General features: G+C 72.0%; 19 protein-coding genes. 16 read left to right on the forward strand and 3 right to left on the reverse strand.

The features are described from left to right. Nucleotides 1-67: 67 nt before the first annotated feature. Both AB0E78_RS35180 and AB0E78_RS35185 read left to right on the forward strand, forming a co-directional pair. Nucleotides 68-619 (forward strand): TetR/AcrR family transcriptional regulator, encoded by a 552-nt coding sequence (locus tag AB0E78_RS35180; RefSeq protein ID WP_361841573.1) that lies wholly within the window; start codon nucleotides 68-70, stop codon nucleotides 617-619. 29 nt (nucleotides 620-648) lie between these two features. Then, nucleotides 649-1,077 (forward strand): nitroreductase/quinone reductase family protein, encoded by a 429-nt coding sequence (locus AB0E78_RS35185; RefSeq protein ID WP_361841576.1) that lies wholly within the window; start codon nucleotides 649-651, stop codon nucleotides 1,075-1,077. Between the two features lie 30 nt (nucleotides 1,078-1,107). Here AB0E78_RS35185 and AB0E78_RS35190 read toward each other — a convergent pair whose 3' ends face one another. Further along, entirely contained in the window at nucleotides 1,108-2,487 is a 1,380-nt protein-coding gene (locus AB0E78_RS35190; protein ID WP_361841579.1) for an alpha-amylase family protein, read from the reverse strand. A gap of 410 nt (nucleotides 2,488-2,897) precedes the next feature. On the opposite strand from AB0E78_RS35190, the gene AB0E78_RS35195 reads away from it, so the two are divergent. Next, on the forward strand, nucleotides 2,898-3,821 hold the full coding sequence (locus AB0E78_RS35195) for a diiron oxygenase (protein ID WP_361841582.1): 924 nt from the start codon (nucleotides 2,898-2,900) through the stop codon (nucleotides 3,819-3,821). 84 nt (nucleotides 3,822-3,905) lie between these two features. Then, complete coding sequence (locus AB0E78_RS35200) at nucleotides 3,906-5,456, forward strand: FAD-dependent oxidoreductase (protein ID WP_361841585.1); 1,551 nt, start codon at nucleotides 3,906-3,908, stop codon at nucleotides 5,454-5,456. A 9-nt stretch (nucleotides 5,457-5,465) separates the two neighbouring features. On the opposite strand, the gene AB0E78_RS35205 is transcribed toward AB0E78_RS35200, so the two are convergent. Further along, on the reverse strand, nucleotides 5,466-5,678 hold the full coding sequence (locus tag AB0E78_RS35205) for a DUF4287 domain-containing protein (protein ID WP_361841588.1): 213 nt from the start codon (nucleotides 5,676-5,678) through the stop codon (nucleotides 5,466-5,468). A gap of 202 nt (nucleotides 5,679-5,880) precedes the next feature. Between AB0E78_RS35205 and AB0E78_RS35210 the strand changes: the two genes are divergently transcribed. The 12 genes from AB0E78_RS35210 (at nucleotide 5,881) to AB0E78_RS35265 (ending at nucleotide 21,576) form a co-directional block, all read left to right on the forward strand. After that, nucleotides 5,881-7,560 carry an MFS transporter gene (locus tag AB0E78_RS35210; protein ID WP_361841590.1) on the forward strand — a complete coding sequence of 560 codons (1,680 nt, stop codon included), beginning with the start codon at nucleotides 5,881-5,883 and terminating at the stop codon, nucleotides 7,558-7,560. 143 nt (nucleotides 7,561-7,703) lie between these two features. Next, nucleotides 7,704-10,760: a BTAD domain-containing putative transcriptional regulator gene (locus AB0E78_RS35215; protein ID WP_361841593.1), complete on the forward strand. Its 3,057-nt coding sequence runs from the start codon at nucleotides 7,704-7,706 to the stop codon at nucleotides 10,758-10,760. Nucleotides 10,761-11,112: 352 nt separating this feature from the next. After that, on the forward strand, nucleotides 11,113-11,778 hold the full coding sequence (locus tag AB0E78_RS35220; RefSeq protein ID WP_361841595.1) for a M15 family metallopeptidase: 666 nt from the start codon (nucleotides 11,113-11,115) through the stop codon (nucleotides 11,776-11,778). A gap of 128 nt (nucleotides 11,779-11,906) precedes the next feature. Next, the gene (locus AB0E78_RS35225; RefSeq protein WP_361841598.1) at nucleotides 11,907-12,233 is read left to right on the forward strand and encodes a hypothetical protein; all 327 of its coding nucleotides are present in this window, start codon (nucleotides 11,907-11,909) and stop codon (nucleotides 12,231-12,233) included. A gap of 364 nt (nucleotides 12,234-12,597) precedes the next feature. Next, nucleotides 12,598-14,121, forward strand: a complete 1,524-nt coding sequence (locus AB0E78_RS35230; protein ID WP_361841601.1) for a PHB depolymerase family esterase — start codon at nucleotides 12,598-12,600, stop codon at nucleotides 14,119-14,121. A gap of 66 nt (nucleotides 14,122-14,187) precedes the next feature. Beyond that, nucleotides 14,188-15,633: a tannase/feruloyl esterase family alpha/beta hydrolase gene (locus AB0E78_RS35235; RefSeq protein WP_361841815.1), complete on the forward strand. Its 1,446-nt coding sequence runs from the start codon at nucleotides 14,188-14,190 to the stop codon at nucleotides 15,631-15,633. A gap of 234 nt (nucleotides 15,634-15,867) precedes the next feature. Continuing rightward, on the forward strand, nucleotides 15,868-17,493 hold the full coding sequence (locus AB0E78_RS35240; protein ID WP_361841818.1) for an ATP-binding protein: 1,626 nt from the start codon (nucleotides 15,868-15,870) through the stop codon (nucleotides 17,491-17,493). Next, entirely contained in the window at nucleotides 17,490-17,936 is a 447-nt protein-coding gene (locus tag AB0E78_RS35245) for a roadblock/LC7 domain-containing protein (RefSeq protein ID WP_361841604.1), read from the forward strand. Before AB0E78_RS35240 ends, AB0E78_RS35245 begins: the two co-directional genes overlap by 4 nt. Beyond that, on the forward strand, nucleotides 17,933-18,295 hold the full coding sequence (locus AB0E78_RS35250; protein WP_361841607.1) for a DUF742 domain-containing protein: 363 nt from the start codon (nucleotides 17,933-17,935) through the stop codon (nucleotides 18,293-18,295). The genes AB0E78_RS35245 and AB0E78_RS35250 overlap by 4 nt, the downstream gene beginning before the upstream one ends. Next, on the forward strand, nucleotides 18,273-18,944 hold the full coding sequence (locus AB0E78_RS35255) for an ATP/GTP-binding protein (protein WP_361841610.1): 672 nt from the start codon (nucleotides 18,273-18,275) through the stop codon (nucleotides 18,942-18,944). Before AB0E78_RS35250 ends, AB0E78_RS35255 begins: the two co-directional genes overlap by 23 nt. Continuing rightward, entirely contained in the window at nucleotides 18,941-20,242 is a 1,302-nt protein-coding gene (locus AB0E78_RS35260) for a cytochrome P450 (protein ID WP_361841613.1), read from the forward strand. Before AB0E78_RS35255 ends, AB0E78_RS35260 begins: the two co-directional genes overlap by 4 nt. A 71-nt stretch (nucleotides 20,243-20,313) precedes the next feature. Continuing rightward, complete coding sequence (locus tag AB0E78_RS35265) at nucleotides 20,314-21,576, forward strand: cytochrome P450 (protein ID WP_361841616.1); 1,263 nt, start codon at nucleotides 20,314-20,316, stop codon at nucleotides 21,574-21,576. Between the two features lie 4 nt (nucleotides 21,577-21,580). On the opposite strand, the gene AB0E78_RS35270 is transcribed toward AB0E78_RS35265, so the two are convergent. After that, nucleotides 21,581-22,444: a LysR family transcriptional regulator gene (locus AB0E78_RS35270; RefSeq protein ID WP_361841619.1), complete on the reverse strand. Its 864-nt coding sequence runs from the start codon at nucleotides 22,442-22,444 to the stop codon at nucleotides 21,581-21,583. Nucleotides 22,445-22,460 lie beyond the last annotated feature (16 nt).

Raw genomic sequence — 22,460 nt, forward strand, 5'->3', positions numbered from 1 at the left:
ACCGTTCTCGTGCCTCTGATCCACGTTCTTTGATCCGCACCCCTGATCCACACCCCCTGGAGCCCGCATGGACCGCGCTGAAGCGGAAGTCAGACTCCTCGACGCCGCCGAGGAGCTCTTCTATGAGCGCGGCATCCAGGCCGTGGGCATGGACCAGGTGCGAGCGGCCTCGGGCGTCTCGCTCAAGCGGCTGTACCAGCTCTACCCCTCGAAGTCGGAGCTGGTCATCGCCTGTCTCGAACGCCGCGATCTGCGCTGGCGGACCCGGCTCGCCGAGCATGTGGAGGGTGGGCCGGGCGGGCCGGAGCGGGTCCTCGCGGTCTACGACTGGCTCTACGAGTGGTTCTCCGAGCCGGACTTCCGGGGCTGCGCCTTCATCAATTCCTTCGGTGAACTCGGCGCCGTGGAGCCGGCGGTGGCCGACACCGTCCGCGCGCACAAGGGCGCTTTCCACGACTACATGGCGGGACTTGTGGCCGCCGCGGGCGAATCGGGGCAGACTGTCGGCCCGTTGGTCCTGCTCGCGGAGGGGGCCATGACCGCGGCCGCCATATCGGGCTCACCCGAGCCGGCGCGCCAAGCCCGGCAGGGCGCGGCTCAGTTGCTGGCCGCGCGGTAACCGCCGGTCGCTGGACAGGAAGAAGGCTGATGGCGAAGACGTATCGCGTCGGTTTCGGTACGCGTCTGATCAACGGCGTGTTCCAGGCCATGACCCGGCGAGGGGTGGGCAAGGGCTACCGGTACATCCTGACCGTGCGCGGCAGGAAGTCGGGCCGCCTGTTCTCCACGCCGGTCGACGTGATGTCGGCCGGGGGCGAGCGCTGGGTCGTCGGCGCCTACGGGGTGAGCAACTGGGTGCTCAACGCCCGTGCGGCCGGGGAGATCGAACTCAGCAGGGGCGGCACGTCGGAGACCGTGCGCGTGGTCGAGCTCGGCCCCGAGGAATGCGTCCCCGTGCTGCGCCAGTACTGGCGCGAAGTGCCCGTCACCCGCCCCTACTTCGACGTGACGGGCGACTCGACGGACGAGGAGTTCGCCGCCGAGTCGGTACGTCATCCGGTGTTCCGTCTGGTCTAGGGGTGGGTCCGGGGGTGAGGGCGGCGCCGGTCAGCCCGCCTTCGCCCCGGTGTGCAGGGCCAGGGCGCCGTGGGCGGGCAGGGAGGTCTCGATCTTTCCGTCGTCCCCGACGGTGACCGTGTCCCCCTCGCAGTTGTCGGGGGACGCCTTGGCGACATTGCAGTACGTGCCGCCGGGCAGGGAGGTCGCGAACGTCCGGGTCAGCTCTCCGTCGCCGTTGTTGAGGGCGACGAAACCCTTGTCGCCGCGGCCGAAGGCGAGGGCGCTGCCGCCGTTGTCCCACCAGTCGGTGAGCTCGGCGGAGCCCACCTCGTTGCGGAACCCGACAAGCCCGGTGACCGCCTGCTGGGTGTGCGTGTTCGTCCAGCCGTCCGCGCCGCTGGGCGGCCCCGCGTCCTTGTCGGTCCACTCGTAGCCGGAGTACACGTTCGGTGAGCCGTAGGGGGAGGCGAGCATGAAGACGTTCGCCAGGGCGTAGGCCGCGCCGTCCTTGTAGGTGAGCGTCGAGCCGTTGCGCTCGGTGTCCCAGTTGTCGACGAACGTACGCGCCGAGCCGCTGCCCAGTTTGCCGTCGGCGACCGACTTCAGCTGGGCGATGTCGCCCCCCTGGAAGGCGCTCTTGAGGTGCCCGCCGTAGCGGAACTCGTCGACGTCGCCGACGCCGGTGTACTCGTCGGGCTGGACGGCCTCGCCGCCTCCGTGGATGACCTCCGACACCCAGAACCCGGGGTCGCTCATCTTCCCCTTGATGGCGGCGACGTCGTCGGCCGACATGTGCTTGGCGGCATCGATGCGGAAACCGTCCACGCCCAGGGACCGCAGGTCGTCGAGGTACGCGGCGATGGTGCCGCGCACCGCGTCGCTGCCCGTGTCGAGGTCGGCGAGCCCCACCAGTTCGCAGTTCTGGACGTTGTCACGGCTGGTGTAGTCGTTGATGCTCGTGCGGCAGGTGTGGAAGTCCGCGTCCTGGAAGAAGCCGGGATACTCGTACTTGCCGTACGCCGTGCCGCCGGTGCCCGTCCCCGAGCCGGCCGCCATGTGGTTGATGACGGCGTCCGCGATGACCTTGACGCCTGCCTGATGACAGGCCTCCACCATGCTCTTGAAGGCGGCGCGGTCGCCAAGGCGGCCCGCGATCTTGTAACTGACGGGCTGGTACGAGGTCCACCACTGGCCGCCCTGGATGTGCTCGGAGGCGGGCGACACCTGGACGTAGCCGTAGCCCGACGGGCCGAGCTGCTGCGTGCAGGCCTTGCCCACCTCCGTGAACTGCCGCTCGAACATGGTGGCGGTGACGGTCTTCTCGCCGGGCGGTGTCGCCTGCGACTGCGTGGGCGCGAACGTCGCGAGGCCGGCCGCGGCCAGGACCCCGGCCGACGTCGCGCCCAGCAGGCGGTAACGGTGCTGCATGGTGCGGCTCCTTCGAGACCGGGCACAGCTGTGCCCAAAGAAGGCAACTACTCGTGGGGGAGGCTGCCGTGGGGGGATTCCGAGTGGGAGCCTGCCGCCCACGCATGTACGCGTCAATGCTTTCTGCAAGATATTGCAACTATCGATCCTTGAAGTGGTTTTGGTGGTCGGCGTGGTGGGTGAACGGTGCGCTTTTCGTGGTCGGAGGGGACTGGCAGTCGGCATGACCTGGAGGGGTGTCTTGCTGCAAGAACTTGCGTGAATTCACTTCTTACTCAGGGGTAGGCTCGCCGCTTTCCTTGTTATACGGTCTGTCTAACAAGCGGGCCGCGGTGCGTTGCGGGACGGCGCCCCGGGCCGCTGCCTGAGCGAACAAGAGAACGTACGCAGCAGAGTCAAGGAGCCGCAGCATGGCAAGCAGCACTGTTCGGCCGACCTCGCAGGACCGCCCCGAGAAGCCCGAAGAGGACGACGTGGCCCGGCGGTTGCTCGACTCGGCCGCCGTGTTGGCCTACGACCCGGCCATCGAGGTGGACTGGGACACCCCCCTCGACCGGGACTTCCACGGCGCGAGCCCGGAGTGGTGCTCCCTGTACGGCACTTCGTACTGGCAGGAACTCACCGACGCCCAGCGCAAGGAGCTCACGCGGCAGGAAGCCGCGTCGGTGGCCAGCACGGGCATCTGGTTCGAGATGATCCTGCAGCAGATGGTGCTGCGCGACGTGTACGCGAAGGACCCGACCAGCGACGAGGTCCAGTGGGCGCTCACCGAGATCGCCGAGGAGTGCCGGCACTCGATCATGTTCGCCCGCGGCGCCGAGAAGCTGGGCGCGCCCCCTTACCGGCCGCACCGGTTCGCCGTGGAGCTGGGCCGCGTGTTCAAGACGGTGGCCTTCGGTGAGGCGGCCTATGCCGCGATCCTGGTCGCCGAAGAGGTGCTCGACGTCATGCAGCGCGACTGGATGCGGGACGAGCGGGTCGTGCCCTTCGTCCGCACGATCAACAACATCCATGTCGTCGAGGAATCGCGGCACATGAAGTTCGCCCGCGACCAGACGACCAAGCGGATGGCGGGCACGGGCCGGGTGCGGCGCCAGATCAACGCGCTCGTCATCGCGATCGCCTCGTACGTCATCGTCACCAGCATGGTGAACCGCAAGGTGTACGCCAACGCCGGGCTCGACGAGAAGCGCGCGCTCGCCGAGGCGAAGGCCAACGAGCACCACAAGTCCATGATGCGGTCCAGCTGTTCGGGCCTGATGGAATTCCTGGCCTCGTCCCGGCTGCTCACCAAGCCCGCGCTCGCCTTCTACAAGCGCGCCAACCTCATCTGAGCCCTCCGCACTTGGGCCCTCCTCGTCCAAGCCCCCCCTCATCCGCGCCAGCTCCATCTGACCCGAGCGAGTCGAGCCGACGACATGACCTCCTACGCCATCACCCAGACCTGCTGCAACGACGCCACCTGCGTCGCCGTGTGCCCGGTCAACTGCATCCATCCGACGCCGCAGGAAAGGGCGTTCGGCAGCACGGAGATGCTGCACATCGACCCGGCCACCTGCATAGGCTGCGGCGCCTGCGCCGACGCCTGCCCGGTCGAGGCGATATTCCCGGTGGACAGCCTCTCGCCCGCGCAGCAGGAGTACGCGACGATCAACGCGGCGTACTACGCGGACCAGGCACCCGAATCGGCCCCGGACGGACCGAACTTCCACACCTGGGACGAGCCGTCGTTCCCTCGCGTCCTGCCGTCGGACTTCGCGCCGCTCAAGGTCGCCGTCGTCGGCACCGGCCCTGCCGGGATGTACGCGGTCCAGGACCTGCTCCTGCACACCAGCGCCGAAGTGACCCTGATCGACCGGCTGCCGGTGACCGGCGGCCTCGTACGGTTCGGCGTGGCGCCGGACCACCCCGCCACCAAGAAGGTCGGCGACACCTTCGCGCGGTTCCACACGCATCCGAGGGTGCGGATGCATCTCGGGCTCGACGTGGGCGCCGACGTCACCGCGCAGGAACTGGCCGCACACCACGACGCGGTCATCTACGCCGTGGGCGCGTCGGCCGACCGCCCGCTGGCCGTACCGGGCGAGGAACTGCCCGGCAGCATGTCCGCGCGGGCCTTCGTCGCCTGGTACAACGGCCACCCGGACGCGGCGCCCGACGCGTTCGACCTGTCCGCCGAGCGCGTGGTCGTCGTCGGCAACGGCAACGTGGCTCTCGACGTCGCCCGGATCCTGCTCGCCGACCCCGACAGCCTCGCCCGCACCGAGATCGCCGATCACGCGCTGGCGGCGCTGCGTGCCGCGAAGGTGCGCGAGGTGGTCCTGCTCGGGCGGCGGGGCCCCGAGGACGCCGCGTACACCAAGTCCGAACTGCTCGCCCTCAAGCACGTTCCCGGCCTGGACCTGGTCGTCGACGACCACGACCCCCGGATCGCGGCAGCCGTCGACGAGACCGATCCGGCGACCGACCCGAAGGGCAAGGCTGCCCTCCTGCGAGGCGTCGCGCGCGACCGCTTCGACTGGACGCAAGCGCCCGCTCCAGGGCGGCGCATCGTGCTCCGCTTCCACACGGCCCCGCTGGAAATGCTCGGCGAGGAAGCCGTCCATGGCGTGCGCGTCGCGGAGGCGGCGGGGGAGCGCACGATACGGACAAGCATGGTGCTGCGCGCGATCGGCTACCGAGGAGTGCCGGTCGCCGGACTGCCCTTCGACGAGACCACCGGCACCGTCCCGCACGAAGGTGGTCGGGTCACCGGGCAGCCGGGCACGTACGTCGTGGGATGGATCAAGCGAGGCCCCAGCGGCGGCATCGGCACCAACCGCACCTGCGCCGCCGAGACGGTCACCACGCTCCTGGCCGACGCGGTCGCCGGCGCCCTGCCCGCGCCGGGACGTGCCCCGAAGGCCTTCCACCGGCTGGCCCGCCGCCGGAACCGGAAGGCGGTCCTGGGCAAGGCGGTCCTGGGCTGAGCCGTCCCCTCAGGCGTCGCGATTCTCGGCCAGGGTGTGGGCGACGAGGGCGTTGGCGTGTCCGTGCCCCAGGCCGTGCTCGGTCTTGAGCCAGGCGACGATCTCCATGTGCTTGGTCAGCGGCGATGACCGGATGAGGTCCTTCCACTCCGTGACCGGGCGTCCGTACTTCTTCTCGATCGAAGGAAAGTAGCTGGCGGGGCCCTTGGTGGCTTCGGTCATGGTGACGCCGTCCTGTCTCTCACTCTGCCGCCCGTCGCGGCGTTGTCGTGAGTAGGACGGGTGGGGCCGGATCAAGTCATCGGGCGGCCGGGGTGTCCTAGGTCACATGTTCGCCTGGCGGGGCCGTATCGCCGGGCTTAGCCTGAAATGTGTGAACGCCGCATCTCACCGTTCACCGTCTGCCTGACGCACGAGCAATCCCATGACCGGCTCCCGGACGACACCCTCAGAGCCTGCCGCCTCCCCGAAGCGGGGCAGCGGCAGCGGTATCGCACTCCTCGTCATCGCCTCGTGCCAGCTGATGGTGGTCCTCGACATCACCATCGTGAACATCGCCCTGCCGCACATCCAGACCTCGCTCGGCTTCTCGACCGAGACGCTGTCCTGGGTGATCAACGCCTACACGCTGACCTTCGGCGGCCTGCTGCTGCTCGGCGGTCGCCTCGGCGACATCCTCGGGCGCCGCAGGGTCTTCATGTTCGGTGTCCTGCTCTTCGCGGCCGCCTCGCTGCTCGGCGGACTCTCCCAGGAGTCCTGGCAGTTGCTCGCGGCCCGCTCGCTGCAGGGCGTCGGAGGCGCCATCGCCTCGCCCACCGCGCTCTCACTGATCACCACGACGTTTAGCGAAGGGCCCGAGCGGAACCGGGCGTTCGGCGTGTTCGCCGCCGTATCGGCCGGCGGCAGCGCGATCGGCCTGCTCGCGGGCGGGCTGCTCGTCGAGTGGCTCGACTGGCGCTGGGTGCTCTTCGTGAACATCCCCATCGGCCTGCTCATCGCGTTCGCGACACCCCGCTACATCCGTGAGTCCGAGCGCCACCCGGGACACTTCGACATCCTCGGCGCGCTCACCTCCACCGTGGGCATGGTGCTGCTCGTCTACGGCTTCATCCGCGCCTCCAAGGACGGCTGGAGCGACGGCCTGACCATCGCGTCCTTCGCGGCGGCCGTGGTGCTCCTCGTCCTGTTCCTCACCGTCGAGCGCCGCTCGAAGCAGCCCATCACCCCGCTGTGGATGTTCCGCGACCGCAATCGCGCCGGTGTCTACGGGATGATGCTGTGCCTGGCCGCAGCGATGTTCGGCATGTTCTTCTTCCTGACGCTGTTCGTGCAGAACATCCTGAACTTCAGCCCGCTGCGGGCCGGACTCGCCTTCCTGCCGGTCAGCGCGATCATCGCGGTGGGCGCGGGACTCGCCTCCCAGCTGCTGCCCAAGTGGGGGCCCAAGCCCTTCATGGTGGTGGGCGCGACGCTGGCCGCCGTGGGCCTCGGCTGGCTGACGCTGACCGATGTCGACAGCACGTACGTGGGAAGCCTGCTCGGTCCCGTGCTGGTCTTCGGCTTCGGCATGGGCATGCAGTTCGTCTCGCTGACCCTGATGGCGGTGTCGGGTGTGCGGTCGCAGGAGGCTGGAGCGGCCTCCGGTATCCTCAACGCCACCCAGCAGGTGGGCGGTTCGCTCGGCCTGTCCGTCCTCGTCACGGTCTTCGGCACGGCCAGCCGCAACGAGGCCACCGACCAGGTCCCCCGCTTCCTGAAAGAGGCGAGCCCGGCCCAACTGGTGGAGTTCCGCAGGACGGGCGAGCTCCCGGGCCGCTGGGGCGACCAGGTCCTCACGTCCGGCATCTCCAGCTCCTTCGTCGCCGCCGCCATCTTCGCCGTCGTAGCCGCGCTGATCGCCCTGGTGGTCATCCAGGTGCGGCCCACCGACCTGGAGCGCCTCCAGGGCGGTGGCGGCGTCCCGCTCGCACCGGGTGCGGACGCGCCGGAACCGGGCGCTGCTGACGCGCCGGACCAGGGTGCGGGCGACGCGCCGGACCAGGGCGCGGGCGATGGTCCTCCCGCGGGTGGTCCTTCCCGCAGCGGCCCTCCCTCGCCCGGCTGAACACGCTCGGCCGGAGCCCCTCCGCGGATGGCCTGATTGCCTTGGTGTGCAACCGAGTTGATGGCGGGCAGACGTAGTATGACCAGCCGGTCGGGGGCGGGGACGGTGGGGGCGGCGCGGGGCAAGGACCCATGGAGACGGGCTTGGACACGGACACCGACTACCGCTTGCTGGGCCCGGTCGAGGCGTGGCGCGCGGGCCGCCGCCTCAGCCTGGGCGGACCCAAACCCAGAGCCCTGCTCGCGGCGCTGCTCCTGGAACCGGGGCGCGTGGTCTCCGTCGACGTGCTCATCGACGCCATCTGGGGCGAGAGGCCGCCGGACACGGCACGTTCCCTGATCCAGTCGTACGTCTCCGCGCTGCGCCGCGCGCTGTCCGCCGATGCCATCGAGACCCGTCCGCCCGGCTATCTGATCCGCGCGGACGCCACCCTCGTCGACCGCGTCGAGTTCGAGCGCCTCGCCGTACGAGGCAGGCAGGCCGCCGCCGAAGGAGATCACGGGGCGGCCGCCCGGCTGCTGGGGGACGCCCTCGCCCTGTGGCGCGGCCCCGCACTCGGCGGGATCGGCGAGACGCTGCGGGCCATGGCCGACCAGCTGGACGAGGCGCGGCAGGCGGCCGTGGAGGAGCGGATCGCCGCGGAACTCGCCCAGACGGGCCGCGAGACGGAGCTGGTGGCCGAACTCACCGCGCTGGTCTCCAGACATCCCACCCGGGAGCGTCCGCGCGGTCAACTGATGCTCGCCCTCTACCGGCTGGGGCGCCAGGCCGACGCGCTCGCGGTCTATGCGGAGGGCCGCGACGCACTCGCCGACGAGCTGGGCATCGACCCCGGCCCCGACCTCAGACGGATGCACGAGGCGATCCTGCGGGCCGACGAAGAGCTGCTGCCCGCCACGGTGGGTGCCCCCGACCCCGGCCCCCGGGAGACCACCGCCGTCCCGGTGGCGGCCCTCCTGCCGCCCACCATCGGCGACTTCACCGGCCGGGAGGCCCAGCTCGCCGCCATGCGGGCCGCCCTGTCGGAGCCCCACGAGGCCATGCCGGTCGTCGTCCTCTCCGGGCCCGGCGGTGTCGGCAAGTCCACCCTGGGCGTCCGGGCGGCGCACCAGGTCGCCGACGCCTACCCGGACGGGCAGCTCTACGCCGAACTACGGGGCGCCACCGACCCCGTGGCGCCCGGCGAAGTCCTCGGCCGGCTCCTCTACGCCCTGGGCGCCGATCCACCCGACGGGGACGCCGAGCGGCGCGACCTCTTCCGCAGCCTGGTCTCGGGGCGCCGCGTCCTGCTGGTGCTCGACGACGCGGCCAGCGAGTCCCAGGTGCGCCCCCTGCTGCCCGGGAGCGCCACCTGCGGAGTGCTCATCACCGCGCGGGCCCGCCTCGGCGCCCTGCCCTGCACCCACCGCGCCGATCTCGACGTGCTCGACACGGAGCCGGGGACCGAACTCCTCGGCCGGGTGGCGGGGGAGCGCCGGGTCAGGGAAGAGCCGGACGCCGCCCGGCGCATCGTCGAGCTGTGCGGCGGGCTCCCGCTCGCCATCCGGATCGCCGGAGCCCGACTCGCCACCCGCCGGCACTGGACCGCGCGCATGCTCGCCGACCGGCTCGCCGACGAACGCCACCGCCTGGACGAACTCGCCGTCGGCGACCTGGAGGTGCGCGCCGGTCTCGGCATGAGCTACCGGGCCCTGGACGCCCCGGCCCGCACCGCCCTGCGCCGCCTCGGCCTGCTCGCCGCACCCGATGTCGCCGCGTGGGTGGTGACCGCCCTCCTCGACGTGCCGGAGGCCGAGGCGGACCGCGTCGTGGAACAGCTCATCGACGCCCAGCTCCTGCACTGCACCGGCGTCGACCGGGCGGGCCAGCCCCGCTACCGGCCGCACGACCTGGTCCGGGTGTACGCCGCCGAGCGGGCCGACGCCGAGGATCCGCCCGCAGAACGTGCCGCCGCCGTCGGCCGCGCGCTGGGCGCCTGGCTCTGGCTCACCGGCCTCGCCGCATCCGCCACGCCCTCCGGCGCCGTCGAGCTGCATCGCGGGCTCCTGGACTCATCGAGCCCGAACGGATCCGCCCGCTCCCTGCGGCAACTCGTGCGGCCCGTCGGACCGGAGGCCACCCAGCGTGCACTCGCCGACCCGGCCGCCTGGTTCGAGGCCGAGGCCGACGCGATCGCCGCCGCCGTCGAGCGCGCGGCGGCCCTCGACCTGCACACCCTCTCCTGTGAAGCGGCGGCGGCCCTGTGCTCCTCCGCGTACACCGTCGGCAACCGCTTCGAGGCGTGGTGGCGCACCCATGACGCGGCACTGGCCGCGGCCCGCCGCGCCGAGGACAGGGCGGGGGAGGCCCTGCTGCTCATCGGCCTGGGCCAGCTCCGCTACGAACAGGACCGGTTCCCCGAATCCCAGGGCTACTTCAAGCAGGCGGCCGGCCTCTGCGCCGAACTCGGCGACGTGCGCGGACGCGCCGCCGCCTTCGCCGGCCTCGGCAGCGCCCTGCGCGAAGCGGGACGGCTGCGCGCGGCCCAGGAGACGCTGGTCCGCGCCGTCGACGGGTTCCGCGAACTCCACGACGACCCGGGCCTCGGCCTGTCCTGCCGGTACGCGGGGTCCGTCCAGCTCGAACTCGGCGACTTCGCGGCCTCCCGCGCCTTCCTCGACGAGTCGCTGCGGGCCTACCGCAGGCTCGGCAGTCGCCGCGGCGAATCCCTCACGTTGCGCTCGATCGGCCTGGTCCACCGCGCGCTCGGCGAGTACTCGGCGGCGGAGGAGCTCTCCGGCCGTGCGGTGGACCTCCTGAGCACCCTCGGGGACCCGCTCATGCTGGCGTACGCGATGCAGGCACGGGCCAAGTCCCGCATCAGGCTGGGGCGTTGGGCCGAGGCGGGATCCGAGATCCGTGACGTCCTCGACATCTGCCGCGGCCAGCGCGACCGCTTCGGCGAGGCGCTGGGCCTGCGCACCCTCGGCGAGTGCGAGCTCGCCGCGGGCCGCCTCGACACCGCGGAGCAGCACCTGACCGAGGCCGCCGCCCTCTGGAACGACCTGGGGCTAGCCCTGCCCCGGGCCCGCACTCTGCGCGATCTCGCGGCGGCGCGCGAAGCCGCGGGCGACCGGGCGGCGGCAGGTGCGCTGCGCGCCGAGGCACGCGAGGTCTTCACGGCGTACGAGGCGCGCGAACGCAACGAACCGGGGCTCTGACATCGCTTCACAACCGGGGCTCTGAGGTCACTGCAGCGGTGGGCTGCAATCCGCTTGGCGCGGACTTGCAGAGAATTTGCAGCGGACTGCGTCACTCTGAGGTTGTCGGCGAGTGAACACGCCGACACCAACGGGGGATTGCAGGAAACAACGGGGGACTCAGCGGAATTCATCGGGGGAAGCACGGGGGAAGGCCACTGATGCCTCGTACGGCCCACACCACCGACACCGTCGGTCGTGTGGGCCGCTCGTCGCGTAGAGCCCCTGCCAGGGCACGGAGGGGACTTCGGGGGCGGGCGGCAGCCCGTCCCCGGAGCTGTGCCCGCCACGGTCTCCACGAAGGGGCAGAGCCATGTCGTCGATCATCCTCATGAACGATCCCAGAGTGGTCGGCATCCCGGTCCACGACTGCGGCGAAGCCCTCGTGGACCTGCGCCAACTGCCGTTTCTTGACGTCGACGACCGCCTCGCCGACCAGGACGGGGCCTACGCCCAACTGCGCGAGGGCGTCGCCTGGCGCCTGGCCCGCGCCGCCCGGCTGCTGCCCGAGGGCCTGCGCTTCCTGGTCACCGAGGGATACCGGCCGCTGGCCCTGCAGATCCAGTACTTCGACGAGTACGCCGCCGAACTGAGGAAGGCCAACCCCGACTGGTCGGACGCCTACCTCCACCAGCAGACGAGCCGCTCCCTCTCGCCGCCCGAAGTGGGCCCGCACGTCGCGGGCGCCGCGGTCGACCTGACCCTGCGCACCACGTCAGGCGCCGAACTCGATCTCGGCACCCCGGTGAACGCAAGCCCGGAGGAGAGCGACGGCGCCTGCTACATGGACAGCGCCCTGATCTCGCCGACCGCCCGCCGCAACCGCCGCACCCTCACCGCCGCCCTCGCCACGGCAGGCCTGGTCAACTACCCCACGGAGTGGTGGCACTGGTCCTACGGCGACCGCTACTGGGCCCTCGCGACCGAGGCCCCCACCGCGACGTACGGACCGATGACACTGGACGTCCCGGCGACCTGAGACCGCCCAGCGAGCGCCTCGCGGAACCGGTCGACGACGGGGGCGAGCCCGGCGGACGCGTCGGGCGTGAGGCTGACCGTCCCGTCGTCGCGGGCGTGATGGGGCGGTCCAGGACGAACCAGCCCTGGGTGACCTCCGCGCCCAGCGCCGTGAGGACCGGACGCAACGCGTGGCTGTACAGCGTCGGCGTGCCGCCCCACGCGGGACGCCGGCCCGCTCGGCTTCGGCCCGAACCCCGGCAACTGGCCGGGATCCGCTCCCTCATCCGCCCGTGGGGGCACCAGATGCTGGCGGGGGCGATCTACCGCGACCACGTCCCGGGATGGCGGCACCTGGCCTTCCGGGCGCGCGGCGGACGCTACGGAGACCACCGGGACTGGAAGGCCGTCGACGACTGGGCCGAGCGCATCCACCGCCGGCTCGCCACGGCCGACACCATCGACGCGGCCCTGTGACCCGGCCGGGCACACCCCGTCGACGTGGCGCGGGCGCGCCGACCCCTGCGGCGCGTGACGAGCGGGCGGGCGCCGCCCTGGGCGGCACGCGCAGCCTGCTGGAGGCCGTGCTGCGGGAACTCAACGACGGCCTGCGCAGCCATCGGTCAGGGCGACGCCGATAGCACGGACCACAAGTACGCGACAACAGGGCTGATACCAGCGCCAGTTGACGGCCTTGTGGCGTCCGTCGCCATTCTGCCCCGCTCGCGGTGGCTCCTACGGTTGCCGGCACCCCGGTGTCCCGGCCCGCATCAGGAGCGGCCGGTTCCCGGGGTCGCGTGATCCGCCCCGGAGACCGCGCCGCCCTCCGTCGGGAGCCGCCATGCCGTCGTACGAGAGAAGTGTTCGGTCGAAGCCGGGAGGTCCGCCCGCCCACGAGCGGCGGAGGGGGCGGTGGTCGCGGGCCCTGGGCCGGGTGGCCGCCGTCGTGGGCCTGCTCGTGGCCGGAGCGGTCCTTGCGCCGTCCCCCTCGGCGCAGGCGGCACCGACGGCCGTGACCCTGGAGAAGGTCGCCGACTTCGGCGCCAATCCCGGCAGTCTGAACATGTACGTGTACCGGCCGACGACCCTGGCCGCGAACCCCGCCGTGGTGGTGGCCCTGCACGGCTGCAGCCAGAGCGCGCAGATCTACGCCGACAACGCGGGCCTGGCGAAGTTCGCCGACCAGCACGGATTCCTGCTCGTCTTCCCCGAGCAGACGTCCGCCAACAACAGCAGCAAGTGCTTCAACTGGTTCCAGCCGGGAGACACGCGACGCGGGCAGGGCGAGGCCGCCTCGATCCGCCAGATGGTCACGCACGCCGGTTCCGCGTACGGCGCCGACCCGGGCCGGGCGTACATCACCGGTCTGTCGGCCGGGGGCGGCATGACGTCGGTGATGCTCGCCGCCTACCCGGACGTGTTCAAGGCCGGTGCCGTCGTCGCGGGTCTGCCGTACGGCTGCGCCGATGACGTGCTGTCCGCGTACAGCTGCATGACCCCCGGCGTCGACCGCACCCCCGCGGCCTGGGCGGGGGCAGTCCGCGACGCCAACCCCGGCTACGAGGGGCCCTGGCCGCGGGTGGCGGTCTGGCACGGTGACGACGACCCCACCGTCGCCAAGAAGAACGCCGACGAACTGCGCGACCAGTGGACCGCCGTCCACGGCCTTGACCAGAGCCCGGACCGCACCGACACCATCGGCCCCGACTCGACCCGCAGGGAGCAGTACATCGGGAAGGACGGGGCCGTCGCCGTCGAAGTCGACCGGGTCCCCTCCATCGGCCACGGCACCCCGGTCGACCCGGGAACGGGCGCGACGCAGTGCGGTGCGACCGGGACGGCGAACTTCATCGACTCCATCTGCTCGAGCCACTGGATCACCGGCTTCTTCGGGCTGGACGGTTCCGACCCCGATCCCGGCGGACTGCCCGCTCCCAGCGGTCTGGCCGCCACCGGCGCGACCGACACATCCGTCGGCCTGAAATGGACCAGCGTCACCGGCGCCGCGTCCTACGCCGTGTACAGGGACGGCACCCGTGTCGCCACACCGACCGGCCCCACGTTCACGGACACCGGTCTCAGCCCCGGCGGCAGCCACACGTACAGCGTGGCCGCCCGTGACCGGGCCGGGGTAGAAGGGGCGCGGTCGTCCCAGGTCACCGCCTCCACCACGGGACCCGCCGCCAAGTGCTGGACCGCGAACAACTACCAGCAGGTCCAGGCCGGACGGGCCACCACGAGCGGCGGTTACGCGTACGCCAAGGGCTCCCACCAGAACATGGGCCTCTACAACATCGCCGTCACGCACACCCTCAAGGAATCACCGGCCGGCTACTACGTCATCGCCGACGGCACCTGTTCCTGAGCGCCCAGAGCGGCAACACGCAGTCGCCGTACGTCTTCACGCCCCCCGGAGGAACCCGTGCCCGCCATCGACCCACCCAGACGCGCGTCCCGCGGAAGACTCCCCGCCCGGTCGGTCCGCGGCGCCCTCGCCCTGTCGGCGCTGCTCGTCACGCTCGCCGCGGTCCCGGCCGCCGCCGGGCAGCCCGACGGAACCCGAGGCGGCGGCGCAGCGGACTGCGCGTCGTCGGGAAGGCTGAAGGTGCCGGGCGCGGAACGCCAAGAGGTGTCCTGCCTGGCCGAGTTGACCACCGCCGGGACGGTCGCTTCGGGCCACACCGACCCGGCCGACTGGGCGGGCCTGACTCCAGCAGGACTCGCGACACCGCGCGGAGTGCCCGGCATCCAGATCGACGGCTACTTCCCCGACAGCTCGGCGACCAACACGAACCACGGCTGGCAGCACGACGCGCAGTTCGTCATCCGCCTGCCCGACCGGTGGAACGGCGGCCTCGTCGTCGCCGGCACACCCGGCGTCCGTGAGCAGTACGCCAACGACCGCGCGATCGGCGACTGGGTGCTCTCCCGGGGCTACGCGTTCGCGTCGACCGACAAGGGCAACACCGGCGCCGCCTTCCACCGGGACGGGGCCGCGCCGGGTGACGCCATCGCCGAATGGAACGACCGCCTCACCCAACTCACCCGCGCCGCAAGGACCGTGGTCGCGCAGCGATACCACAGACCCGCCACGCGCACCCTGGCCACCGGCATGTCCAACGGCGGTTATCTGGTGCGCTGGCAGCTGGAGAACCACCCCGAGCTCTACGACGGGGGAGTGGACTGGGAAGGCACCCTGTGGCGGACCAAGGGGCCGAACCTGCTCGACTTCCTGCCGCCCGCGCTGCGCGCCTACCCGACGTACGCGGCGGGAGGCGAAGGAGCCGGCGAGGCCCATGAGGAGATGGTCGCCGCAGGTTTCCCGGCAGGGTCGGAGTTCCTGTGGCCCTATCACCACCAGGTCTACTGGGACGTGACCCAGCGCATCTACCGCGAGGAACTCGACCCGGACTACGACGGCGCGACCGAGGCCGGAACTCCCTTCTGCGCACCGGGAACTCCGGCGTGCGACGCCGACTACGCGTACGCGGCCCGGCCACGGGAGGTCCACGAAGCGGTGCGGAAGATCGCCCTGACCGGACGCATCGGCAAACCCCTGATCACCGTGCACGGCACCCTCGACGTTCAACTGCCCATCAGCAAGGACTCGGACGTCTACGCGAAGATGGTGCGCGACGCGGGCCGCGGCGGCATGTTCCGCTACTACCGGGTCGAGGGCGGCACGCACGTCGACTCGCTCGTCGACACGTTCCCCGACGCGCTGCGGCCCCTTGTGCCCTGCCACCGTTCCGCGTTCACGGCGATGGAGTCCTGGCTCGGCCGGGGAAAGCAGCCGCCGCCGAGCCGGACCGTGCCGCTTCCGGACGCCGCAGACCCGGCGGCTCTGCTCGCCCGGTGCCCTCTTACCAAGGAGTAGTTTCGGCCAAGTCCCGTCAGGGACCCCCGTGGCGGAAGGCGGGCCTCCTCAACGGCGAGCCAAGAAACGCCGAGTTGACCTAAGATCGCCACGCTCCCCATTCGTAAGGGAGTTCGGTGCGTTCGGGGAGGGTTCGTTCGTCGTGGTGAAGGTGTGCAGGATCGCCGGGGCAAGTAGGCCGTGGTGAGCCGTCCGAGGCGCGGGTCCGTGGGCCGCGAGGCCGTGGTCTGGCTGATGGCCGTCGTCCTCGCGGCCGTGGGCGCGGTGCTCGCCGCCCTGGATGCCGCCGCGGAATGGCGGCAGGTCCTGGCCGGCGGCTGCGCCGCGGTCGCGGTGCTGCTGCTCGCCTGGGTGCTGGTCCTCGTCCGGCAGTTGTCCGCCGAGCGGGCCGAGCGCGCCCGGCAGGAGCGGCTGGCCGCGGCCCGGGAGGCCGAGGTCGCGCACCTCGCCGGAGTACGGCTCCCGGCGATCGCGGAGCGCGTGCGCGCCGGGCAGCGCCTCGAGGGTGTGCCGGGGCCGCTGGCGGCGCCCACGGAGACCGGCGAGGAGTTCGCGCGGGCCATGTCCGCCGTGGCCGTCGCCCTCGGATCGGACGAGGCGGTACGGCGCGAACGCGGACTGCGCGACTCGGTGCAGGCCGCCTTCGAATCCGTCGCACGCACCATGCACGCGATGGCCACGGTGCAGCAGCAGGTCCTCGACCGGGTCGAGCGCTCCATCGACGACCCGCACCTCATGGGCGAGGTGATGAAGGCCGATCACGCCGCCGCGCAGATGACCCGCAAGGCCCAGACGCTCCTCGTGATGTGCGGGATCTGGCCCGCACGGCGTGAGACGCGGCCGGTCTCGCTGTACGACTGCGTACGCGGCGCACAGTCGCGGATCGTGGAGTACAGCCGGATCGAGGTGCACGGCGGACAGACGCTGTACGCCGTGCCGCCCGCGGTCGAAGGTCTGATGCACGCCATCGCCGAACTCCTGGAGAACGCCACGGTGTTCTCGCCCTCCCGCTCCCAAGTCGTCGTCACCATCCGCGAGGTAGGGGCGGGAGCGGTCCTGGAGATCGACGACGCCGGACTCGGGATGCCGCCGGACGTGCTGCACCGGGCGATGGGGCAGCTCCGCGACGACCAGGACCTGGCCAGGCTCGGCGCGGTGCCGCGCCTCGGCCTTGCCTGTGTGGGCCGCTGGAGCCGCGAGCTGGGCTTCAACGTCGAGCTCAGCGGGGCCTCGGCCTACGGCGGCACGCGCGCGGTGACGTTCGTGCCGTTCCGCCTGCTGACCGAACCGCCCTCGCAGCTCACGGGATCCCATCGGGCGGGCTCCCAGATGGTGCCGCCGCCGCAGGCCGCCGAGCCCGAACCGCGGTCCGCCGCCGTTCCCGCGCGGCAGCAGACGGCCCCCGGCGGAGCGCCGGTCCACGCCGACGCGCGGTTGCCCGAACACCGCGAGCCGTACGAACAGCATCAACAGCACGAGCAACACGAGCAGTACCAACAGCACGATCCCGCCGAGCACGTGGAGTTGTCCGCCCGTCCCGCACCGGGCGGCCCTCCTGCGAGCGAGACCCCCGCCGGGCTGCCCCGGCGGCGGAACCGGCGCCAGGCGGCCCCGGGCGCCCACCGTCGGCCGGTCCCGGAGCAGCGGCAGGCGCCCCCGGCCGCACCCACGACCCCGTGGACGCCGGAGGCGGCGCGTGCGTCGATCGCCAGCGTGGTGTCCGGTTCGCTGCGCGGCCGAGCGGCCCTCGAAGCGGACCAGCCGGCGACGCGGGAGCCGAACCCGTCGGCAGAGCCCCCGCCGACCGTGACACCGTCCCAACTCCCCACCCCCGACGAGCAAGACGGAGGCCGGCAGTGACCGGAATCATCACCCCCCTTCCCGACCTGGGCTGGATGCTGCGCCCGCTGATCGAGATCCCCGGGGTCCGGCACAGCGTGGTGGTCTCCGAGGACGGGCTGCGGCTCGGACACGCCTCCGCGGAGAACCTCTCGGGGCCCGTGTCGGACCTGAGCGTCGCCGAAGCCGAGTCCCTCTCCGCGGCCTGCGCGGCGATGACCATGACCGGCCGGTCCACGACCACGCTGCTCTTCGGCTCCGGCGCCGACGTACGGCAGTTGATGCTGGAGTCCGACCACGGGTTCGTGCTGTTCACCCACGCCGGGGTGGGCGCGCACCTGGGGGTCGCCACCGACCTGCAGGCGGATGTCGGCCTGGTGGCCCAGCAGATGCAGCTGCTCGTGGTGAAGATCGGCTCGCACCTGAGCAGCCAGCCGCGGGATCCGGCCGCCGCGGCGTCATGACGGGCCCGCGGCCGGAGGAGCCGAAGGCCTCGGCGGTCCGCCCGTACGTGATCACTCGCGGGCGGGCGGCATCCGACACCGAGGCGCTGGCCTGGGAGTCCCTGGTGATGGCGACGGACGCGGCGTTTCCCGCGTCGCTCCAGCCCGAGCACCAGACCATCCTGGCGCACTGCCAGGGGCTTCTCTCGGTGGCCGAGGTGGCCGCCCACATCGGCCAGCCGCCTTCGGTCGTCCAGGTGTTGCTCTGCGATCTCCTGGAATGGGGGCTCATCGTGACCCGCCCGCCCGTGCCCCCGGCCGAATACACCGATGTGACCATGCTCAGAAAGGTCCTCCATGGTCTCGAAAGCCGCCTCTGACGCGGCGTCCCCGCCGTTCAGGGACCCGCACCAGTCCGCCTCCGCCTCCGGAGCCCGGGCCGACGCGGGAGCCGGACCGGGCAAGTACCTCACCTCCAGCGTCGCGGGCGCCGCCAAGATCCTGGTCGTCGGACCGCTCGGGGTCGGCAAGACCACCCTGATCGGCACCGTCTCGGAGATCAAACCCCTGTCCACCGAGGCCGTCATGACCCAGGCGGGCGCCCGGGTCGACACCATCGTGGCCGGCGGCAAGACGACCACGACCGTGGCCCTCGACTTCGGCCGGATGACCATCGACGGGGAGCTGGTGCTCTACCTCTTCGGCACCCCCGGCCAGCAGCGCTTCCTGCCCGCGTGGCGGGACCTGGCCAAGGGCGCGCTCGGTGCCCTCGCCCTGGTGGACACCCGGGACCTGGAGGCGTCCTTCGACGCCCTGGGCAACCTGGAGGAGCTCGGACTGCCCTTCGCGGTGGCCGTCAACGTCTTCCCCGGCAGCCCCCAGCACGCCGTGGACGACCTGCGCGCCGCCCTGGACCTGCTCCCGGGCACCCCCGTGGTGAACTGCGACGCACGCGACCCCGCGTCCTCGGTCCGGGCACTGATCGCCCTCGTCCAGCACCTCATCCACGTCGCCACGGAGACCCCATGACCTCGCCCCACGCCGCGGCCGGGCCGCCCGACCGCTGCCCGGTCACCGGAGCCCCGGCACCGTCGGCCGCGCTGTACGGACCCGATCTCGACGGCGACACCATGCCCGCCCTGTACGAGCAACTGCGCGCCGCCCACGGGCCGGTGGCACCCGTCTCCATCGCACCCGGCGTCGACGCCTGGCTCGTCATCGGCCACCGCGAACTGCTCCAACTGACGCGCGACGAGCAGGACTTCTCGCACGACCCGCGCCGCTGGAGCCTGCTGCGGGAGGGCCGAGTGCCCGCCGACTCGCCGATCCTGCCCATGGTCGGCTGGCGGCCCGCCCTGCTGTTCGCCGACGGCCAGCAGCACCGCAGAATGCGCGCCGCCGTGTCCGCGGCGCTGGCCGGGATCAACGGCCACGAACTGCGGCGCACGGTACGGGCCGCCGCCGAGCAGGTGATCGTGTCGTTCGCGGAGCGCAGCGAGGCAGACCTGGTGGCCGACTACGCGCGCAAACTGCCCATGCGCGTCATCACCGCGCTGCTCGGCCTCGACGAAGAGACAGGCCGGCACCTGGTGGAGGCCGTGGCCGATACCGTCGCCGCCACCAGTGCCTCCGCGGACGCCAGCAAGCGCATGGGCGGGATCCTGCTCCAGCTCATCGAGGAGAAGCGGCGCCGCCGCGGCAACGACATCACGTCGGCCCTGCTGCACCACCCGGCCCAGCTCACCGACGAAGAGGTCCTGCACAACCTCGTCGTCATGTTCGTCGCGGGCAACCAGACCACCGTCAACTGGATCGCCACCACCCTGCGCATCCTGCTCTGCGACCCGGAGTTCCGCTCCTCGCTGACCGGCGGCCACCTCAGCGTGGACGACGCACTCGACCTGGTCCTGTGGCGCTTCCCGCCCACGCAGAACTTCCCCGCCCGCTACGCCACCCGCGACATGACCTTCGGCGGCCAGTCCGTCCGCACCGGCGACATGCTGATCCTCGGCCTGGCCGGTGCCAACGCGGACCCGCAGATCCTCCCGGACGACGGCGCACCGGTCGTGGGCAACCGCTCCCACCTGGCCTTCGGCGCGGGCCCGCACATCTGCCCCGCCCAGGACCCGGCCCGCCTCATCACCCGCACCGCCGTGGACACGATCCGCCACCGGCTGCCGGACCTCGAACTGGCCATCCCGCAGCGCGATCTGGAGTGGATCAAGTCGCCCTGGAGCAAGGGGCTCGCCGCGCTCCCGGTCCACTTCACCGCCCCGGTCCTCTCCCAGCACCCGGCCCCCTCGCCGGAGCCCTGGGCCGTGCTCTGACCGGGCCCACCGCATGACACCGCGGCCGCCAGGGCCGCGGCCGCCCCGCCCCCTCGACCAGGAGAGCTCCGTTGAACACGTCACCGGTGAACACCGCAGCCAGCCAGCCGCACCGCTTCGACCCGGCCGGCGGCTGCCCGCACGCGGACAACGCCCGGCTCCTCGCGAGCGGCGCCGTCGCACCGGTGATCCTGCCCGGTGACGTACAGGGCATGGCGGTACTCGGCCATGACGCGCTCAAGGAGTTCCTCGCGCACCCCGATGTCGCCAAGAACGCCCAGCACTTCGCCGCGCTGCAGGCGGGCGAGATAGCCGACGGCTGGCCGCTGAAGACGTTCGCGACGGTGCAGGGCATGACCACCGCCGACGGCACCGACCATCGCAGGCTGCGCTCCCTGATGGGCAAGGCGTTCACCGCGCGCCGGGTGGCGGAACTCCAGCCGCGGATCCTGGCCCTGACGACCGAGCTGCTCGGCGACCTCGACCGGGCCGCCGCCGAGGGCGACGGGGTCGCGGATCTGCGGAAGCACTTCGCGCTGCCGCTGCCGATGGGGGTCATCTGCGAACTCCTGGGCGTGGACGCCGAGTACCACGATCGGCTGCACCACCTGTCGAACCAGATCGTCGCCACCGACATAGGCCCCCAAGAGGCGATGGCGGCCAACAAGGAGATGGTGGAGGTCCTCGGCGCGGTTGCCGCCGCCCGCGCGGCGAACCCGGGGGACGACCTGACCACCGCGCTGATCGCGGCCCGCGAGGAGAACGGTGACCGCCTCGGCCCGCACGAGCTCCTCGGCACGCTGATGCTCACGATCATCGCCGGGCACGAGACCACGCTGAACCTCATCACCAATGCCGTACGCGCCCTGTGCACGCACCGCGACCAGCTCGCCCTGGCGCAGTCCGGCAAGGTGAGCTGGGCGGACGTGGTGGAGGAGACCCTGCGCTGGGACAGCCCGGTCAGCTACTTCCCCTTCCGCTACCCGACCCGCGACCTCACGCTCGACGGCACCGTCATCCCTCAGGGCACCCCCGTCCTTGCCGGATACTCCGCGGCGGGCCGCGACAAGCAGGCCCACGGCCCCGACGCCGACCGCTTCGACATCACCCGCGACAACACCACCACCCGGCACCTGTCCCTGGGCCACGGCGCGCACTTCTGCATGGGCGCCCCGCTGGCCCGCATGGAGGCCACCATCGCCCTTGAGCAGCTGTTCGGCCGCTTCCCCGATCTCGATCTCGCCGTCCCGGAGCCCGAACTGCCGCGCCACGCCTCCTTCGTGGGGAACAGCGTGCAGAAGCTTCCCGTGCGCGTGGCCGGCCCGCGGCCGTAAGCGGTCAGCGGGGGGTGGTCGCCAGGACCTGGTGGGCGAGTGCCACCAGGTCCGGCACGGCCGGGTGCCCGGGCCCGGCGCGCCAGGCCAGGGTGACGGGAACGGGCGGCGCGTCCGGGAGCGGACGGAAGACCAGCGAGGGGTGCGTGTGCTGGCTCGGGGTGGCCGTCGTCGAGACCCCGACGGCACGTCCCGCCGCGATGGCGATGAGCCACTCGTCGGTGTTGGTCACCTCGATGGTCGCGACCGGCCGGGCAGCCGCCGGCCACAGATCCATCGTCGTGGTGCCGGAGACGGTGTTGAGGGCGATCGGATGGGCGGCGAGATCCGCCAGGGTGACCCGGGGGAGCGCGGCCAGCGGGCTGTCGGCCGGCATGACCACCACCCGCTCCTCCGAGAGCAGCAGCTCCGTACGGAGCCCGGCCGCGGTGACCGGACCGCGCAGCAGGGCCACGTCGACCTTGCCCTGGGTGAGGCCCGCCGTGCGGTCGTCGATGCGCAGCAGCTCCAGCGGCGTTCCGGGGTACGTCTCGTCCCAGCGGCGCAGCAGCGGGACGGTGTGGTCACCGAGCGCCGCCCACGTGTGGCCAAGCCGCAGCGGCCAGCGCCGCAGCCCCCGCGGATCGAGGGCGGTCTCCACGGCGGCCAGCGCGGCGGCTGCCTTGTCGCGGAACGTGTGCCCCTGGGCGGTCAGCTCGAGGTGATGGGTGGAGCGGTCCACGAGGCGGGCGCCCAGATGTTCCTCGAGCTGGCGCAGGGTCCGCGAGAGCGCGGGCTGGCTCAGATGGAGGCGGGCGGCGGCACGCGTGACGTTGCCCTCCTCGGCGATGGCGAGGAAGGCGCGCAGATGCCGCAGCTCGATGGTCATGCGTCCGGAGCATAAC

This window comes from Streptomyces sp. NPDC032198 (assembly GCF_040636975.1).
Lineage (GTDB): Bacteria > Actinomycetota > Actinomycetes > Streptomycetales > Streptomycetaceae > Streptomyces.

Excerpts from the sequence above, each read along its gene's own strand:
- AB0E78_RS35260 (WP_361841613.1), top strand. The coding sequence starts at position 18,941 with ATGACCTCGCCCCACGCCGCGGCCGGGCCGCCCGACCGCTGCCCGGTC.
- AB0E78_RS35195 (WP_361841582.1), top strand. The coding sequence starts at position 2,898 with ATGGCAAGCAGCACTGTTCGGCCGACCTCGCAGGACCGCCCCGAGAAG.
- AB0E78_RS35180 (WP_361841573.1), top strand. The coding sequence starts at position 68 with ATGGACCGCGCTGAAGCGGAAGTCAGACTCCTCGACGCCGCCGAGGAG.
- AB0E78_RS35190 (WP_361841579.1), bottom strand. The coding sequence starts at position 2,487 with ATGCAGCACCGTTACCGCCTGCTGGGCGCGACGTCGGCCGGGGTCCTG.
- AB0E78_RS35250 (WP_361841607.1), top strand. The coding sequence starts at position 17,933 with ATGACGGGCCCGCGGCCGGAGGAGCCGAAGGCCTCGGCGGTCCGCCCG.
- AB0E78_RS35185 (WP_361841576.1), top strand. The coding sequence starts at position 649 with ATGGCGAAGACGTATCGCGTCGGTTTCGGTACGCGTCTGATCAACGGC.
- AB0E78_RS35230 (WP_361841601.1), top strand. The coding sequence starts at position 12,598 with ATGCCGTCGTACGAGAGAAGTGTTCGGTCGAAGCCGGGAGGTCCGCCC.
- AB0E78_RS35210 (WP_361841590.1), top strand. The coding sequence starts at position 5,881 with ATGACCGGCTCCCGGACGACACCCTCAGAGCCTGCCGCCTCCCCGAAG.
- AB0E78_RS35205 (WP_361841588.1), bottom strand. The coding sequence starts at position 5,678 with ATGACCGAAGCCACCAAGGGCCCCGCCAGCTACTTTCCTTCGATCGAG.
- AB0E78_RS35200 (WP_361841585.1), top strand. The coding sequence starts at position 3,906 with ATGACCTCCTACGCCATCACCCAGACCTGCTGCAACGACGCCACCTGC.
- AB0E78_RS35255 (WP_361841610.1), top strand. The coding sequence starts at position 18,273 with ATGGTCTCGAAAGCCGCCTCTGACGCGGCGTCCCCGCCGTTCAGGGAC.
- AB0E78_RS35220 (WP_361841595.1), top strand. The coding sequence starts at position 11,113 with ATGTCGTCGATCATCCTCATGAACGATCCCAGAGTGGTCGGCATCCCG.
- AB0E78_RS35270 (WP_361841619.1), bottom strand. The coding sequence starts at position 22,444 with ATGACCATCGAGCTGCGGCATCTGCGCGCCTTCCTCGCCATCGCCGAG.
- AB0E78_RS35240 (WP_361841818.1), top strand. The coding sequence starts at position 15,868 with ATGGCCGTCGTCCTCGCGGCCGTGGGCGCGGTGCTCGCCGCCCTGGAT.